General features: G+C 63.5%; 16 protein-coding genes. 8 read left to right on the plus strand and 8 right to left on the minus strand.

Annotated features, from left to right (window positions below; translation table 11 throughout):
- Positions 1 to 53 precede the first annotated feature (53 nt).
- The gene (locus PQT43_RS19990) at positions 54 to 1109 is read left to right on the plus strand and encodes an alpha/beta hydrolase family protein (RefSeq protein ID WP_272754475.1); all 1056 of its coding nucleotides are present in this window, start codon (positions 54 to 56) and stop codon (positions 1107 to 1109) included.
- Here PQT43_RS19990 and yedA read toward each other — a convergent pair whose 3' ends face one another.
- On the minus strand, positions 1110 to 2018 hold the full coding sequence (gene yedA / locus PQT43_RS19995; protein WP_272754476.1) for a drug/metabolite exporter YedA: 909 nt from the start codon (positions 2016 to 2018) through the stop codon (positions 1110 to 1112). It lies immediately after the preceding gene.
- Between the two features lie 160 nt (positions 2019 to 2178).
- Between yedA and PQT43_RS20000 the strand changes: the two genes are divergently transcribed.
- Positions 2179 to 2631 carry an Lrp/AsnC family transcriptional regulator gene (locus tag PQT43_RS20000; RefSeq protein WP_016963834.1) on the plus strand — a complete coding sequence of 151 codons (453 nt, stop codon included), beginning with the start codon at positions 2179 to 2181 and terminating at the stop codon, positions 2629 to 2631.
- A 14-nt stretch (positions 2632 to 2645) separates the two neighbouring features.
- Here the strand turns inward: PQT43_RS20000 and PQT43_RS20005 are convergent, their stop codons facing one another.
- From PQT43_RS20005 to PQT43_RS20015, 3 genes are all read right to left on the minus strand, one after another.
- The gene (locus tag PQT43_RS20005; protein WP_110596235.1) at positions 2646 to 3257 is read right to left on the minus strand and encodes a 3'-5' exonuclease; all 612 of its coding nucleotides are present in this window, start codon (positions 3255 to 3257) and stop codon (positions 2646 to 2648) included.
- A 27-nt stretch (positions 3258 to 3284) separates the two neighbouring features.
- Positions 3285 to 3764: a LabA-like NYN domain-containing protein gene (locus tag PQT43_RS20010; RefSeq protein ID WP_102882313.1), complete on the minus strand. Its 480-nt coding sequence runs from the start codon at positions 3762 to 3764 to the stop codon at positions 3285 to 3287.
- Positions 3765 to 3901: 137 nt separating this feature from the next.
- Positions 3902 to 4666 carry a DUF2076 domain-containing protein gene (locus PQT43_RS20015; protein ID WP_110652051.1) on the minus strand — a complete coding sequence of 255 codons (765 nt, stop codon included), beginning with the start codon at positions 4664 to 4666 and terminating at the stop codon, positions 3902 to 3904.
- A gap of 180 nt (positions 4667 to 4846) precedes the next feature.
- Here PQT43_RS20015 and PQT43_RS20020 point away from each other — a divergent pair, with 180 nt between their 5' ends.
- Positions 4847 to 5509, plus strand: coding sequence for a YciC family protein (locus PQT43_RS20020; RefSeq protein ID WP_123390357.1), 663 nt, complete (start codon positions 4847 to 4849; stop codon positions 5507 to 5509).
- Between the two features lie 87 nt (positions 5510 to 5596).
- Positions 5597 to 6673 carry an endonuclease/exonuclease/phosphatase family protein gene (locus PQT43_RS20025; RefSeq protein WP_272754477.1) on the plus strand — a complete coding sequence of 359 codons (1077 nt, stop codon included), beginning with the start codon at positions 5597 to 5599 and terminating at the stop codon, positions 6671 to 6673.
- 7 nt (positions 6674 to 6680) lie between these two features.
- Here the strand turns inward: PQT43_RS20025 and hrpB are convergent, their stop codons facing one another.
- Positions 6681 to 9200 carry an ATP-dependent helicase HrpB gene (hrpB, locus tag PQT43_RS20030; protein WP_213665080.1) on the minus strand — a complete coding sequence of 840 codons (2520 nt, stop codon included), beginning with the start codon at positions 9198 to 9200 and terminating at the stop codon, positions 6681 to 6683.
- 130 nt (positions 9201 to 9330) lie between these two features.
- Here hrpB and PQT43_RS20035 point away from each other — a divergent pair, with 130 nt between their 5' ends.
- Both PQT43_RS20035 and PQT43_RS20040 read left to right on the plus strand, forming a co-directional pair.
- On the plus strand, positions 9331 to 9750 hold the full coding sequence (locus tag PQT43_RS20035) for a polyribonucleotide nucleotidyltransferase (protein WP_102865373.1): 420 nt from the start codon (positions 9331 to 9333) through the stop codon (positions 9748 to 9750).
- 26 nt (positions 9751 to 9776) lie between these two features.
- A complete protein-coding gene (locus tag PQT43_RS20040; RefSeq protein WP_123390350.1) occupies positions 9777 to 10673 on the plus strand; it encodes a cation diffusion facilitator family transporter in 897 nt (298 codons plus the stop codon).
- Here the strand turns inward: PQT43_RS20040 and PQT43_RS20045 are convergent.
- Complete coding sequence (locus PQT43_RS20045) at positions 10667 to 11746, minus strand: DUF6515 family protein (protein ID WP_272754478.1); 1080 nt, start codon at positions 11744 to 11746, stop codon at positions 10667 to 10669. The genes PQT43_RS20040 and PQT43_RS20045 overlap by 7 nt on opposite strands.
- A gap of 413 nt (positions 11747 to 12159) precedes the next feature.
- On the opposite strand from PQT43_RS20045, the gene PQT43_RS20050 reads away from it, so the two are divergent.
- Positions 12160 to 12639 (plus strand): Lrp/AsnC family transcriptional regulator, encoded by a 480-nt coding sequence (locus PQT43_RS20050; protein WP_102865370.1) that lies wholly within the window; start codon positions 12160 to 12162, stop codon positions 12637 to 12639.
- A 104-nt stretch (positions 12640 to 12743) separates the two neighbouring features.
- Positions 12744 to 12953, plus strand: coding sequence for a DUF2788 domain-containing protein (locus PQT43_RS20055; protein WP_003228500.1), 210 nt, complete (start codon positions 12744 to 12746; stop codon positions 12951 to 12953).
- Here the strand turns inward: PQT43_RS20055 and PQT43_RS20060 are convergent.
- Together PQT43_RS20060 and amn are read right to left on the minus strand one after the other, a co-directional pair.
- On the minus strand, positions 12948 to 13514 hold the full coding sequence (locus PQT43_RS20060; protein WP_162884158.1) for a pseudouridine synthase: 567 nt from the start codon (positions 13512 to 13514) through the stop codon (positions 12948 to 12950). The genes PQT43_RS20055 and PQT43_RS20060 overlap by 6 nt on opposite strands.
- Before the next feature lie 146 nt (positions 13515 to 13660).
- Positions 13661 to 15133, minus strand: a complete 1473-nt coding sequence (gene amn, locus PQT43_RS20065) for an AMP nucleosidase (protein ID WP_181430847.1) — start codon at positions 15131 to 15133, stop codon at positions 13661 to 13663.
- Positions 15134 to 15245 lie beyond the last annotated feature (112 nt).

Consider the following 15245-nt stretch of genomic DNA (forward strand, 5'->3'; position numbering starts at 1 on the left):
CCAAAGCGCGCCCCCACTGGCAGAACACCGATGCTTTGCCAATGGAGATCTGAATGCGCAAATTTGCCCTGTCCGCATGGATGCTAGCGGGCCTTTGCCTGCACCTGCCCCTGGTGCATGCCGCCGAACTCATCGGCTTTCGTGAAGTGACGCTGGCCGACGCCAGTCAGCAGCGCCCCCTGCATGTCGCCCTCTGGTACCCCACCACGACCACCGCCCCCCTCCGACCATCGGCTGAAAACCCGATTTTCCAGGGTGTAGCGACCATCAAGGATGCCGCCCCTAGCGGCTCTGCCCATCCGCTGGTAGTGCTGTCCCATGGCTATCGCGGCAACTGGCGCAATCTCAGCTGGCTGGTATCGAGCCTGGTGGACCAAGGCTATATAGTCGCGGCCCCCGACCATCCGGGCACCACCACATTCGACCAACGCCCTGCAGAAGCGGCGAAGCTCTGGGAACGCCCGCGCGACCTGAGCCGGGTCATCGACAAGCTCACCCGCGATAACACCCTGGCCGGCACGGTCGACCCGCAACGCATCGCCGCCATCGGCCACTCCCTGGGCGGCTGGACGGTCACCGCGCTGGCCGGCGCCCGCTACAGCCCGCAACGTTACCTGGAGGAATGCCGGCTGCATCCCAATCCACGCCTTTGCCAAATAGCTCCGGAACTGGGAATCACCGCGCACAATCAAGGCCCGCTGAGCGCCGATCTGCGAGACCCGCGAGTCAAGGCCGTCGTTGCGCTGGACCTGGGGTTCGCCCGCGGCTTTACCCCCGAGAGTTTGTCGACGCTGCACACACCGGTCCTGGTCCTGGGGGCCGGAGTGAACATCGCGGACATGCCCGTGAAAGAAGAGTCGGGCTATCTGAACGCCCATCTGGCGTCCCCGCCTTCGCGCTATGAGGTGCTGGCCAATGCCAGCCACTTCAGCTTCATGCAAGTCTGCAAGCCAGGCGCCCTGGCCCTGCTCAAGGAAGAGGCGCCTGGGGACGAGATTATCTGCCGCGATGGCGATGCCGGTGATCGCCAGGATATCCACCGGCGGGTGGCAAAGCTGATCGGCGACTTTCTGGATCAGAAGCTTGCCGGCCAACCACCGGCAGGCTGATCAGACAACCTCTTGCTGAGGAGCGGCTTTCGGCTTACGCCACTGGGGCAGGCCGATCAGCACCACCGCGCTGATGATCACCAGCATGGCCAGGCCCTCCTCGATGCCGATGGTTTCACCGACAAAGACGATCCCCAGCAGCACCGCCACCGCCGGATTGACGTAGGCATAGCTGGTGGCCGCGGCCGGCCGTACGTGCTTGAGCAGGTACATGTAGGCGTTGAAGGCGATGATCGACCCGAAGCCGGCCAGATAGGCCAGGGCCAACCAGCCTTCCAGGGGCGGCATGGCATCCAGATGCTCGCCGCTCAAGACGCTGCCGATCATCAGCACCACGCCACCGACGAGCATTTCCGCAGCGCTGGCCATGGCCCCCTGGGGCAGCGGCAGGTGCCTGCTCCACACTGAACCGAAGGCCCAGGCCGCCGCCGCGAACAGCAACAAGGCCGCACCCAGCGGACTCGATTGCAGGTTCGAACCCAGGTTGAGCATGCCGATACCGATCATCCCGAGGATGATCCCGGCCCACTCCAGACGCGTGTTGCGTGCACCCCAGAAATAGCCGCAGAGCAAGGTGAACAAAGTCACCGTGGCCACCGCCAGGGCCGCCACTCCAGAGGTCACCCCGGAGTGTTCGGCCAGCGTCACCGCACCGTTGCCGCAACTGAGCAGCAACACGCCGATGATCCCCGCGGCCTTCCATTGCGCCCAGGTCGGCGCCGGAACCCCGCGCCAGCGCAGGAAGGCGTACATCAAGCTGCCGGCGATGATGAAACGCACGCCGCCGAGCATCAACGGTGGCCAGTACTCGACGCCGATGCGGATCACCAGATAGGTCGACCCCCAGATCACGTACAGGGCAAAAAAGGCGGCGATCAACGGCAAGGGAAAACGGCTTTGGCCAGGCATGGGAGGCAGCTCGGAGCAGGCAGGGGGAGAACTATTCTAGAAAGGCGACCCGGGGAACTTAAGTTACAAAACCTGTTTATAACGGCAGTACACTTTCCAAAGCATGGAGTTCAGGGCTATATGCCGTGCTTTCGAAAGTCGTACCTATTAGAGGCCTTCCATGGACAAATACGATCGCTTGCTCCTGGCCAGCCTGCTGGAAAACGGCCGGGCGAGTTATGCCGAGCTGGCGCGCAAGGTCAACCTCTCGGCGCCGGCAGTGGCCGAGCGCGTGGCCAAGCTGGAGGCCAGCGGCGTGATCACCGGTTATCAGGCCAAGGTCGACATGGCCAAGGTGGGGTTGCCGATCCAGTGCGTGATCGAACTGCGCCTGGCCCAGCATGGCAACCAGAAGAACTATGACGAACTGATCAAGATCCCCCAGCTCACCGAGTGTCATCGGGTGACGGGAGATCCTTGCGTGATCATGCAGGCTGCCGTGGGCTCGATGCCGGAGCTGGAGGAACTGATCAACCGCGTGGCCCAGTTCGGTTTCAGCAAGACCTCCATCGTGCTTTCCAGCGCCATCGAACGGCGTGTCCCCCTGGGGCAACTGGAAAACAACGGCAAGTGAGCCGCAGCTCTGCCTCAGAAACCGCGCTGGCGCTTGAGGTGCTCGGGGATCTTGGCAGCCGGGACCTTCTGCAACTTGCAGAGGAAGTCGTGGGACAGTTCACGCAAGCCATGCTTGTGGCGTAGCTCGCCGGCCAGGTGCGCCACCAGGTTGGCGGCCATTTCCGCGTCGGCCATGGCCCGGTGCGCCTGACCGGTGTGGGGCAAGCCGGCAAATGAGGTCAGGGTGCCCAGCTTGTGGTTCGGCGCCGCCGGCATCAGGCGCCGGGCCAGCAGCAGGGAACAGGCGAAATTCTGCAAGCGGGTGCGCTTGATCCGCCCCAGCTCGAAATCCCAGAACTTCTGGTCGAAGGCCGCGTTGTGGGCCAGCAACGGCGTGGTGCCGACAAACTCGTTGACCTCGTTCATCACCTGCTCCGCTGGCGGGGCGCTGCGCAGCATGGCGTTGCTGATGCCGGTCAGTTGTTCGATAAAGCCCGGCACCCGCACGCCGGCATTCATCAGGCTCTGGTAACGCTCGACGATGCGCCCCTGCTCAAGAATCACCACGGCGATTTCCGTGGCCCGGCAACTGCTGCTCGGGGAGATCCCGGTGGTTTCAAAGTCGATGACGGCAATACGTTCCAAACCTGTGCAGCTCCGTATAAAAAATGATCAGCTTTTCAGCAGCAAGGCGCCTTCGATCGGCACATAGCGGGTGGCGGCGCGAATCAGCGAATTGGCAGTCAGACCCGGCACGCCATAAGCCACCGCGCTGACCCCATGCTTGTGGATGATGCGCTCGAGCAGCAGGTCGAAGTCGCCGTCGCCGGAGGCCAGCACCACTTCGTCGACCTGGGCGGCAGCGTCCATGATGTCGATGGTGATGCCCACGTCCCAGTCGCCCTTGGCCGAGCCATCGCTGCGCTGAATGTAGGGTTTGAGTTTTACCGTGAAGCCCAGGTTGCGCAGGATCTGCTGAAACTGCTGCTGCTTGCTGTCACCGCGATCGATGGCATAGGCATAGGCTTCGACGATCTGCCCCTCCTTACTGATATCCGCCCACAGCGCCGCGTAGTTGAAGTGACAACCATAGGCCTGGCGGACGGTGTAATAGAGGTTCTGGACGTCGGCGAACACCGCGATTTTCTTCACCGCTAATCCTCATGGCGCAGCAGCGCAAGGGCTGGAACGGGGCTCAAGACCCGAAAAGTCGCCCAGTATGCCAGTCACAAGGAATGTTCCGCGAATAATCGGTCCGGGGCAGGCGCCTGCCCCGGACCGACGGAGCCTCAGACGAAGGAATCGTCGTCGGAGAAGAACGAACTGTCGTCGTTGCCGTAATCGGCGTTGCTGAAGCCGCCCTGGTCGCTGTTGCCCCAGGAGTCGTTGTTGGCCAGCCGCTGATCGTCATTGCCCCAGCCACTGTTGTCGCTGGCCGGTGCCGGTTCTTCCTTGATGACTTCGACGACTTCCTGAGGTTGCTGGTTGCTGTGGAACAGGCTGCTGATGCCCTGGGCCAGCATCACCCCGCCGGCCACCCCGGCAGCGGTTTTCAAAGCCCCGCCGAGGAAGCTGCTACCGGCGGCCGGTGCCGGTTGCGGCGCATAGTTCTGCTGCGGGGCGCCGAAATTCTGCTGCGCAGGCGCGCCGAAGGAAGAACGGGACGGCTCACGCCAGCCACCGCCGGAGGATGGCGCCACACTCGGGGCCTGCGCGGGAGCCGGTTGCGGCTCGCGGGAACCGCCGAAGATGCTCGACAGAAAGCCGCCACTGGCCGCCGGAGCCGCAGCGCGGGCCTGGGAGCGAGCCTGTTGCAGTTCGGCCTGCAACTGCTGCACTTGCTGGCTCAATTGTTTGTTCTGCTCATCGAGGCTTTTCAGGGCAGCCTCCTGCACCAGGATCGCCTGGGTCATGAAATACCCGGCCGCAGGCTGGCGGATCAGGTGTTCCTTGATCCGCGCTTCGGCCTGGGCGTCACGTGGAGCTGAGTCCGTCTCGGCTTGTTGCAACCGTGAAAACAGTCCATCGATCAGGGTTTGCTCTTCGCTGTTCATGGCGACCTCTTTAGATTGCCGGTAAAAATCTGGTCCGTGCCCCCACAGGGCTGCGGTACGCACCAGTTATGGGGTTGGGGCGACGACTTTCAATGGTCTTTACTCAAGGTTTACGTTTGCTCCCGAAGGGCCTGCTTCGGTTAAAGTGTTCAACCGCTTGGTCAACTGCGATCCCCATCAATGACTCCGTTAGATGTTCTGCGCGACTCTTTCTATTTTTTCCAACGCAACTTCGGCCGCATCGCCCAACTGTGCCTGCCCCTGGTGATTCTCGAAGCGCTGCTGCAACAAGGCGTCAGCAGCGCCCTGGGCGAGAATGCCTTTCCCGGCTCCAGCGTGGTGGTGGGGCTCTTGCTCTATCCGCTGTACACCGGCGCGCTGATCCTGTTTCTCGACGCCCGCACCCGGGGGGAATCGCCCCGCAACCGTGATCTTTGGGCCATGGCCCTGAGCCTGTGGCCGCGCTTCGCCGTGCTGACAGCGGTCAGCACGCTGCTGATTCTGCTCGGGCTGTCGCTGTATTTGCTGCCGGGGCTGTGGCTGATGGTGGTGCTGGCCTTCGCCGAGTACCTGCTGGTGCTCAAGGGCCTGGCGCCCCTGGCGGCCATCAAGGAAAGCCTGCGCCTGAGCCGCGGACACTTCCTGCGCATCCTGTTGTGCATCCTGGCGGTCATGGCCCCGTTGTGGCTGCTCAAGGGGGCGAGCGAAGCCGCCTATCCCGATCCGCACAACCCGATCCTGTCCCTGGCCATCGACAGCGCTTACAGCTTCCTGCAGCTGTTCACCAGCGTGGTGCTGTTCCGCCTGTTCATGCTCATCAACGAGCCAACGGACAACCGCTGATTCACCTTGCGGCCGCTCTACCCCTTGGGTGACGGCCGCGCACTCGGTTATGCTCCGGCCCATCCTGCAACGCCATAAGCCGAGCCGATGACCCGTCTACTGCGCATCACCCTGTTGAGCCTGCTCCTGATCGGCCTGGTACTGACCGGCCTGATCTACAGCCTGACCTGGCGCCCTCTGCCCAAGGAAACCCTGATGGTCAGTTGCAGCGCCCAGGCCACGCCGCTGGTGCCGGGCCAGGCACTCAAGGTGATGACCTGGAACCTGCAGTACCTGGCGGGCAAGCGCTACGTGTTCTGGAACGACCAGGCTCGGGGCGAGGACGAACGTCCGACCCTGGAAGACATGGCCTTCAGCCTCGACGAAGTGGCCCGGGTCATCCGCGACGAACAGCCGGACCTGGTGCTGCTGCAGGAAGTGGACAACGGCGCCAAGGCCAGCGCCTACCAGGATCAACTCAAACTCCTGCAGGAGCGGCTCGCCGACCTCTACCCCTGCAGCACCCAGGCTTACGATTGGAAGGCGGACTTCGTGCCTTCGCCGCACATTTTCGGCAGCGTCGGCCGACAACTGGCGACCCTCAGCCGCTACCGCATCGATCACGCCGAACGCTTGCAACTGCCGGTTGCCCCGCACTCGCTCATCAGCCGGCAATTCCAGCCCAAGGACGCCCTGCTGCTGAGCTACCTGCCCCTGAGCGATGGCGGCCAACTGGTGGTGCTGAACACCCATCTGGAGCGTGCGCAGCGCGCCGACGACACTCAGCACAAGCAGGTGACGGCCATTGCCAAGGTTCTGGACAAACTGGAGAGCCGCGGCACCCCCTGGCTGATTGGCGGCGATTTCAACCTGCTGCCCCTGAGCCAGTACCAACGCCTGAGCGAAGAACAGCGCGCGCCCTACAACGCTGACAGCCCGCTGCACCTGCTGTGGGACAAGTACCCGATGATCCCCAGCAACACTCAGGCCAGTGGCGTCGACCGTGCTCGCTGGCTGACCCACTACCCCAACGACCCGAGCCTCGACGGCCCGGATCGTACGGTGGACTACCTGTTCTACAGCCCACGACTGAAGCGGGTTGAATCCCGAGTACGCCAGGACGACACCCAGCGCATCTCCGACCACCTGCCGGTGCTTGCCCGGTTCCTGTTGCCGGCGTTGTAACCCCGCTTTACTTGCGGGGTTTGATCCGCGCCGTAGCCTCGGCAATCAGTGGATCGTCTGGCCAGTAATGCTTGGGATAACGGCCCTTGAGATCCTTCTTCACCTCGGCGTAAGTGCTGCGCCAGAAGTTCGCCAGATCCTGGGTGACCTGCACCGGACGCCGCGCCGGCGACAGCAAGTGCAACTTGACCACTTGGCGGCCACCGGCAATCCGCGGCGTGTCCGACAGCCCAAACAGCTCCTGCAGGCGCACCGCCAGAATCGGCGGCTGCTCGCTGTAGTCCAGTCGGATCGAGGAGCCCGAGGGCACTGTCAGATGATGCGGAGCCAGCTCGTCCAGGCGCTGGGGCAGCGGCCAGGGCAACAGGTTGTGGACGATGCCGGCCAGCTCCAGGTTGGCAAAGTGACTCAGTCGCGACACCTTGCCCAGGTAGGGCTGTAGCCACTGCTCCAGCCCTGCGAGCAAGGCGCCATCACTGACATCCGGCCATTGGCTCTCGCCCTTGTCCGCCAGATCCAGCTGCCGCAGCAAGGTCACCCGAGCCTGCCACTGGCGCAGCTCCGGGGTCCAGGGCAGCAGCTCCAGGCCCTTGCGCCGCACCAGATTGACCAGGGCCTGGCTACGGGCTGACTCGTCCAGGCCGGTGAGCGGTTCACGGCTGAGTACCAGCTCACCAACCTTGCGTTGACGCTCGGCCCGCAGCACGCCTTCACGCTCGTCCCAATCCAGCTGGTCGACGTTGCGCACCTGCTCTGCCAGCACGGTATCGAACAGGGTCGGATCAAAATCCGCGGCCAGGTAGATGCGCTCCTCACGCTGGCCCTGGCGGCTGCCCAGGTCGGCGATCACCAGCCAGGGCTGCTTCATCAGGTTGTCGGTTTCGCTGAACAGCGCCGCGCGACCGTTGGCCAGTCGATACTCGGCACCACCGGGACGGCGCTGCTGGGCCACGCGATCGGGATAGGCCAGGGCCAGCAAGGCACCAAGCCAGCGCGGATGCTCGGGATCGGCGACGGCTGCCTCGGGCTGCCCTCGCAGGTAGCCACGGTACTGCCGCGCCAGTTGCCGCGCACGCTGGACACCACCCTGGGCACCACGGGCCGCGCGCTCCTCCCCGGAAAGCAGCACCAGGCGACTGTGCAGGTCGGCGCCGGCACCGCGCAAAATGTCCCGTTCCCCCAGCAGGGCCGCGACGTCGCAGGCCATCTGCGCCAGCCCCAGGGACTGGCCGCGCAACAGCAAGTGGGCAATGCGCGGATGGGCCGGCAACTCGGCCATGGCCTGACCGTGGCGGGTCAATGTGCCGTCATCGTTGAGCGCTCCCAGGCGCTGCAACAGGTCCTGGGCCTGTGCATAAGCGGCGCTGGGAGGCGGGTCCAGCCAGGCCAGCTGATTCGGGGTCACGCCCCAGCGCGCCAGTTGCAGGGCCAGACCGGCCAGGTCGGCCTGAAGGATCTCCGCGCCGGCATAGGCCGCCAGTTGTTCCTGCTGATCGGCCGACCACAAGCGATAGCACACGCCAGGCTCCAGGCGCCCGGCCCGGCCGGCGCGCTGGGTGGCGCTGGCCCGGGAGATGCGCTGGGTGTCGAGGCGGGTCATGCCGCTGCCGGGATCGAAGCGCGGCACTCGGGCCAGCCCGGCGTCCACCACCACCCGCACGCCGTTGATGGTCAGGCTGGTTTCGGCGATGTTGGTGGCCAATACCACTTTGCGCCGCCCCGCCGGGGCCGGATCGATGGCTGCGCGCTGGGCGGCCAGGTCCAGCTCGCCATGCAGTGGACAGAGCAGAATCTCACTGCGTTGTCCCAAGGACTCGGCCAACTGCTGATGCACTCGACGAATCTCGGCCTGGCCTGGGAGAAACACCAGCAGGCTGCCGCTTTCATCGTTGATGGCTTCAAGCACGGTCTGCACCACCCGCGGTTCGATGAACTCGCCGGGCTGGAACGGCCGCCCCCAGCGCTGGGTCACCGGGAACATGCGCCCCTCACTGCGCAGGATCGGCGCATCGCCCAGCAGCGTGGAAAGACGCTCGCCCTCCAGGGTCGCCGACATCAACAGAATCTTCAGGGGCTGCTCGTCACGAAACAGCTCCCGGCCATTGAGGCTCAAGGCCAGGGCCAGGTCGGCATCCAGGCTGCGCTCGTGAAACTCATCGAAGATCAGCAGGCCAACCCCTTCCAGGGCAGGGTCGTCCTGCAGGCGTCGGGTGAGGATGCCTTCGGTGACCACTTCGATACGGGTCCGTGGGCCGACCTTGCTCTCCAGGCGGATGCGGTAGCCCACGGTTTCACCGACTTTCTCCCCCAGTTCGCTGGCCAGGCGCTCCGCCGCAGCCCGGGCCGCCAGGCGCCGGGGTTCGAGCATGAGGATGGTCTGTCCGGCCAGCCAGTCCTGATCCAGAAGCGCCAGGGGCACACGGGTGGTCTTGCCGGCACCGGGCGGGGCTTCGAGCACCGCTTCATGGCGCGCCGCCAGGGCCTCGCGCAATGCAGGCAAAACTTCATCAATTGGCAAAGAATTCATGCTGGCTCCAAAACAGAGGCGCGAGTATAACGGCGAACTGCCTGGGGTTAATCATGGTCTGAGTGCTGATCGACAAGACTCAATGCCCCGCTCCATTTCGCTTTGTCTGCATATTTACCAGGAGATATCCATGCGTATTCCCCACCGAGTCATTGGCGGCGTTCTGGTGACCACTCTGCTGACCCAACTCACAGCCTGTGGCTCGATCTTCTTTCCCGACCGCCGCGGCCAGATCGACGGCAAGATCGATCCAGTGGTGGTGGTGCTCGATGCCGTGGGCCTGCTGTTCTATGTCATTCCGGGGCTGATCGCCTTTGGCGTCGACTTCGCCACCGGGGCGATCTACCTGGAGCCGGGCAAGACCGCGCAAATCGCTCCGGAAAAACTCCAGCAGGCCATTGGCGCCGACGGTAAAGTCGACAACCGCAAACTGCAGGCCATTCTGGAAAGCGAACTGGGGGGCAGCTTCCCTCTGGATGACCCACGCCTGATCCAGCACAAGGGCAGCGTGCAGCAATTGGCCTTGTACGGTCTGCAGCCTGCAGCCTGACCCCACCTTCAAGGAACCCGCCGCCGATGATTGGCAACCCGGAACACGCTCGCCTCCTGCGCCTGGCCACCCGCGCCTCGGTTACGGTGGCAGGCATCCTGATTGTGACCAAGGCCATCGCCTGGTGGCTCAGTGGCTCGGTGAGCATGCTGGCGGGGCTGACCGACTCGGTGCTCGACGGCTTCACCTCGCTGCTCAATCTGTTGGCGGTGCATTACGCCCTGCGCCCGGCCGATGATGATCACCGCTACGGCCACGGCAAGGCGGAGTCCCTGGCGGGCATGGCCCAGGCGCTGTTCATCGCCGGCAGTGCGGTGCTGATTGCCTTTCAGGCGTTCGAACGCCTGCAGCACCCGGAACCGGTAGGTGCGCCCTGGCTGAGCATCGGGGTGATCGGGCTGTCGTTGGTGCTGACCATGGCGCTATTGATCCTGCAACATCGGGTGATCCGCGAAACCGGCTCCAACGCGGTACGGGCCGACTCCCTGCACTACCGCTCCGACCTGCTGCTCAATGGCAGCATCCTCCTGGCCCTGGTACTGGCGGCCTTCGGCTGGCATCAGGTGGATGCCTGGTTCGGCCTGGGGATCGCCGTCTACATTCTCTGGAGCGCGATCCAGATCGCCCGGGAAAGCTTCTCGGTGCTGATGGACGAGGAATTGCCCGCCGATGTCAGCCAACACATGCTGGAACTGGCCTGCAGTGTGCCCGGCGTGCTGGGCGCCCATGACTTGCGCACGCGGATTTCCGGCAGCCATTGGTTCGTCCAACTGCATCTGGAACTGCCCGGCGACCTGAGCCTGTCGGTGGCCCACGCCATCAGCGATCAGGCCGCCGACGCGATCCACCAGGCCTATCCACGGGCCGAGGTGCTGGTACACGCCGATCCGCAGGAAGTGGTCGAGGCCGCCAGGGCTCAGTAAGTGACCTGGTAACCCCGCGAGCTCAGGCAGTTGCCCTGGGCCTGACGGTAGGCCTGCACCACTTGCGGGGCCGGCTGATAGGTTGCGCTAGCCGGATCGAAGCCACTCTGCTGCACCGCCCAGCGATAGCAGTCGTAGCGATCCTGATCGATCTGCTGTGGCGACTGGCCGTTGACCGGGTACGCCAGCACGTCATAGCCATTGCCAGCCGGCTGCTGGTCCGGCGGCGGCACACCCACGGGCGGTTCGACCACGACATACTGCTGGGTGTTGGCTTCATAGGTGTAATAGGCTCCGGCGGCGAGGAAAAACAGCGCGCTGCCGATCCAGACTTCCCGTGCATAGTCAGGCAGGTAGGCCACTCGAATCCCATAAGGCGGGCGCACCACCACATACCGTGGACCTTGTGGACGATACCAGTAGCCCCCCGAGAAAAAGTAATCCTGACCACGGTAAGGCACCCGGTAATTGCGCTCGGGGAAACGGTCAATCACGTAGCCCGGGCGATACTGCGGACCTGGCCCCCAGCCGTTGCCATGCCCGTCGGGACGGCCCGGCCAGCGATAGTCGTTGGGGCGACCATGGTCGGGACGCGAGCCTGGACCACCGGCCTGCCAATGCGGGTTGTAGTCATTGCGCCGGGGAATGTCCTGGTAGTAGCCGCGCTGGGGTTCCTGGGTCTGGCGCACGGTATCGGGCCGGCTCTGGATGGGCAGCCCTGGCGCCGGCTGCGGCTGCTGAGGAGCCGGTCGCCCCTGCTGATTGGGATCATGCTGGAGACGGTTCTGCCACTGCCCACCCGTATTCTGGCCGTTGTGTTCGAACTGCCGGCTGTTATCGCCACGAATGATCTCATTCTGCGGACGCGGCTGCTGCGGGGCAGGTTGCGCACGTTCAGGCGAGTTCGCCGGACGGCCCTGATGGCCCTCGCCACGCCCTTCGGGGGCATGCTCACGCTGCCCGCCGGAAGGCGTTCCCTGCAGTCCCTCGTCCCGCTCATCGGCGAGCACTTGCGCGCTGACGCTCACGCACAACACACCAACACCTGCCAAACGCCAGATGCGCGACTTCATGCTATTCCTCACTGCGGATTGGGGCCTGTACCTAAGACTGAAAAAGCCCGGGGCGGTTCTGCAGCAGATTATCAGTCACGAGACTTATTTCGCAGGCAATAAAAAAGGGCGGCCCGTCGGCCACCCTTTGAGATTTTGTCCGTGCTCGACGCTTGTGGCGCCGGCTCACCTCACTCCGTCTTCTGGACAGGGTGTAGCCCGGGGGCCGGATCAACCCTGTGGGGTTGGCGGCCGCGGCAGGCCTGATTCGGCGGGCCGCAGTGGACTCTATGTCCGGGCAGTGATTCTGGTGATAAGAATAGGCTTGGGTCGGCGACAGCGGATTGCGAAGATTGCTTGCAAAAACACCTCTTGCGCAATTTTTAACTCAAGATAGATAATTCAACGCAATACTTATGACAAAGGCCTGATTGATGAGCAAACTCGACCGCTATGACCTGAGTATTTTGGCGGAATTGCAACGCGATGCCCGCATCTCCAACCAGGAACTGGCCGAGCGCATCGGTCTGTCGCCCTCGCCCTGCTCGCGCCGGGTCAAGCAACTGGAAGACGACGGTTATATTTCCCGCCAGGTCGCCCTGCTGGACCGCAAGATGCTCGGCCTGAGCCTGACCGCCTACGTATTGATCGGCATGGACCGGCACACGCCGGAACGCTTCGAGAACTTCGAAGCGGCCATCCGCAGCCTGCCCCAGGTACTGGAATGCAGCCTGGTGACCGGTGTGGACGCCGACTACCAGCTCAAGGTGGTGGTGCCGGACATGGATCACTATCAGAAGTTGCTGCTCGGCCACCTGACCCGTATCGACGGCGTGACCAGTGTGCGCTCCAGTTTCGTGCTCAATCAGGTACTCAACAGCACCGAACTGCCCCTGACCCACCTGCGCAGTTGAATAGCGGCTGTGGCGACGTAACGCAGGCAGATCAATGCTCGGCAAGTGTCCCTTGGCGTATACTCGCCCGGCATTTTTTGACCTGCCTGCAATGGAGATGATCGATGGACCCAGCAGTATTCGAAGAGTGGATGATGACCGGTCTGGTCAGCATCCTGATCATATTCATGGGTTTCATCGTCTGGGACCTGGCCAAGAAGTCCAAGGCCGGACGCTTCGGCTCCTTTATCCTGTTCTTCGTGCTGGGCCTGGGCGTGGCCGCCTTCATCATCAAGAGCGTGGTGATCGGCCTGATCGAATCCGGCGCTCTATAAGCGCGCCGGCACTTCCTTCCACTGGCCCTGATCCAGGCCATCCAGGGTCCAGTCGCCAATCCTGACCCGCACCAGCCGCAAGGTCGGCAAGCCGACGGCGGCGGTCATGCGCCGTACCTGGCGATTGCGCCCCTCACGAATCACCAATTCCAGCCAATGGGTAGGCACGCTCTTGCGAAAGCGCACTGGCGGATTGCGTGGCCACAGCTCTGGCTCTTCCAGCCGTCGCGCCTCGGCCGGCAAGGTCATGCCGTCGTTCAACTCCACACCGTCACGCAAGCGCTGTAACTGCTCAGCGCTGGGTTCGCCTTCGACCTGCACCCAATAGGTCTTGGCCAACTTGTGCTTGGGATCGGCGATCCGCGCCTGCAACTGCCCGTCATTGGTCAACAGCAGCAACCCTTCGCTATCGCGATCCAGGCGCCCGGCCGGGTAGACCCCGGGAATGGCGATGAAATCCTTGAGCGTCGCCCGTCCCTCGCCATCGCTGAACTGGGTCAGCACGTCGAAAGGCTTGTTGAACAGGATCAGCTTCGGCTCGGCCGGTGGCGCCTTGGCCACGCGCTTGGAGGGAGAAACGGAAAACGGCTTCGCGCCAGGGCGACGGGAAGCAGGACGGGACGGACGGGACATGGGATCAGGAACATTCAGCGATCAGGACCGACAATGCTAGTGGCCTGATCGCCAAATGACCATGGATTAAACGCTTAGCGGAAAGGCGGCTCGTCGAAGCTGCGCAGTTTGCGCGAGTGCAGGGAGTTGAGCTCACTGCGCATCAGGTCCACGGCTTCGATACCGATCTTCAAATGCTGGCTGACCGCCCGCTCGTAGAAGGCATTGGCCGCCCCCGGCAACTTGATCTCACTGTGCAGGGGTTTGTCCGAGACACACAGCAAGGTGCCGTAAGGCACCCGCAGGCGATAGCCCTGGGCCGCGATAGTGCCGCTTTCCATGTCCACCGCCACGGCCCGGGACAGGTTGATGAACGGACGTTCCTCGGCCCAGCGCAGCTCCCAGTTGCGGTCGTCGTAAGTCAGGACGGTGCCGGTGCGCAGGCGCTTCTTCAGTTGCTCGCCCTTCTCCCCGGTGACATTGGCCGCCGCTTGCTGCAACGCCAGCTGGACCTCGGCCAAGGCCGGAATCGGAATATTCGGCGGCACCACACGATCAAGAATGCCGTCACGCCGCATGTAGGCGTGAGCCAGAACGTAATCGCCGATGGTCTGGGACTGCCGCAGTCCACCGCAGTGGCCAATCATCAACCAGCAATGAGGGCGCAGCACCGCCAAGTGGTCGGTGATGTTCTTGGCATTGGAGGGGCCGACGCCGATATTCACCAGAGTCACACCGTGGCCATCGCTGGCCTGCAGGTGATAGGCCGGCATCTGGTAGCGATGCCAGACAACACCGGCGGCGATTGCCGAAGCCTCGCCGTGATCCATGCTTTTTTCAATGATCACGTTGCCCGGCAGGACCATGCGCACAAAACGCGGATCACTGCGCAGTTGCTCCAGACCATGGACGATGAACTGGTCGACGTAACGGTGATAGTTGGTTAGCAGGATCCACGGCTGCACATGACGCCAGTCGCTGCCGGTGTAATGCACCAGGCGCCGCAAAGAGAAATCGACCCGCGCCGCATCAAACAGCGCCAAAGGCAGCGGGTGAGTGTTTTCCCAGTCGTAGAGACCGTCGGCGATACCGTCGGTGGCAGCCGACAGGTCGGTGCTGGGGAATACCCGGGCCAGGGCCGCCGCGGTTACGCCGGAACCGGCCAGTTCGTCGCCCTGTTCCACCACGTAGGGATAAGGAATGTTCTGCTCACTGACACCCACTTCCACCGTGACGGTGAAGTCATGCATCAAAGGCACCAGTTGCTCGAGCAGGTAATTGCGGAAGGCCGCGGGATGAGTGACGGTGACGCTGTAGGTGCCCGGCAGTTGCACCTTGGCATAAGCCCGGGTGGTCTGCGGAACTTCGCCATGGCAGAGGTAGGTCAGGCGCAATTCGGGATAGCGAAACAGCGCTCTTTGCTCAGCATCCGGCTCGACCCGGTCCTTGAGGTAACGCTTGAGCGCCTGGCTCAGCGCCGTAGTGGCCCGCTCATGCAAAGCAGCAAGCCGATCCACGGCTTGCTCGGCGGTTTGAACGACAATAAAAGCTTCGGTCACGGTAAGCATCCTGTGTTCTGATCTTGCAGGCGTTCATCTTGCCTGCAACACCGCCCCACGGGAACAGCGGAGTTACAGGAGCCGGCGTGTCGGCGCTGACCATGGCGACAACACCTCTTCG

Source organism: Pseudomonas sp. BLCC-B112, assembly GCF_028550695.1.
GTDB lineage: Bacteria > Pseudomonadota > Gammaproteobacteria > Pseudomonadales > Pseudomonadaceae > Aquipseudomonas > Aquipseudomonas danubii.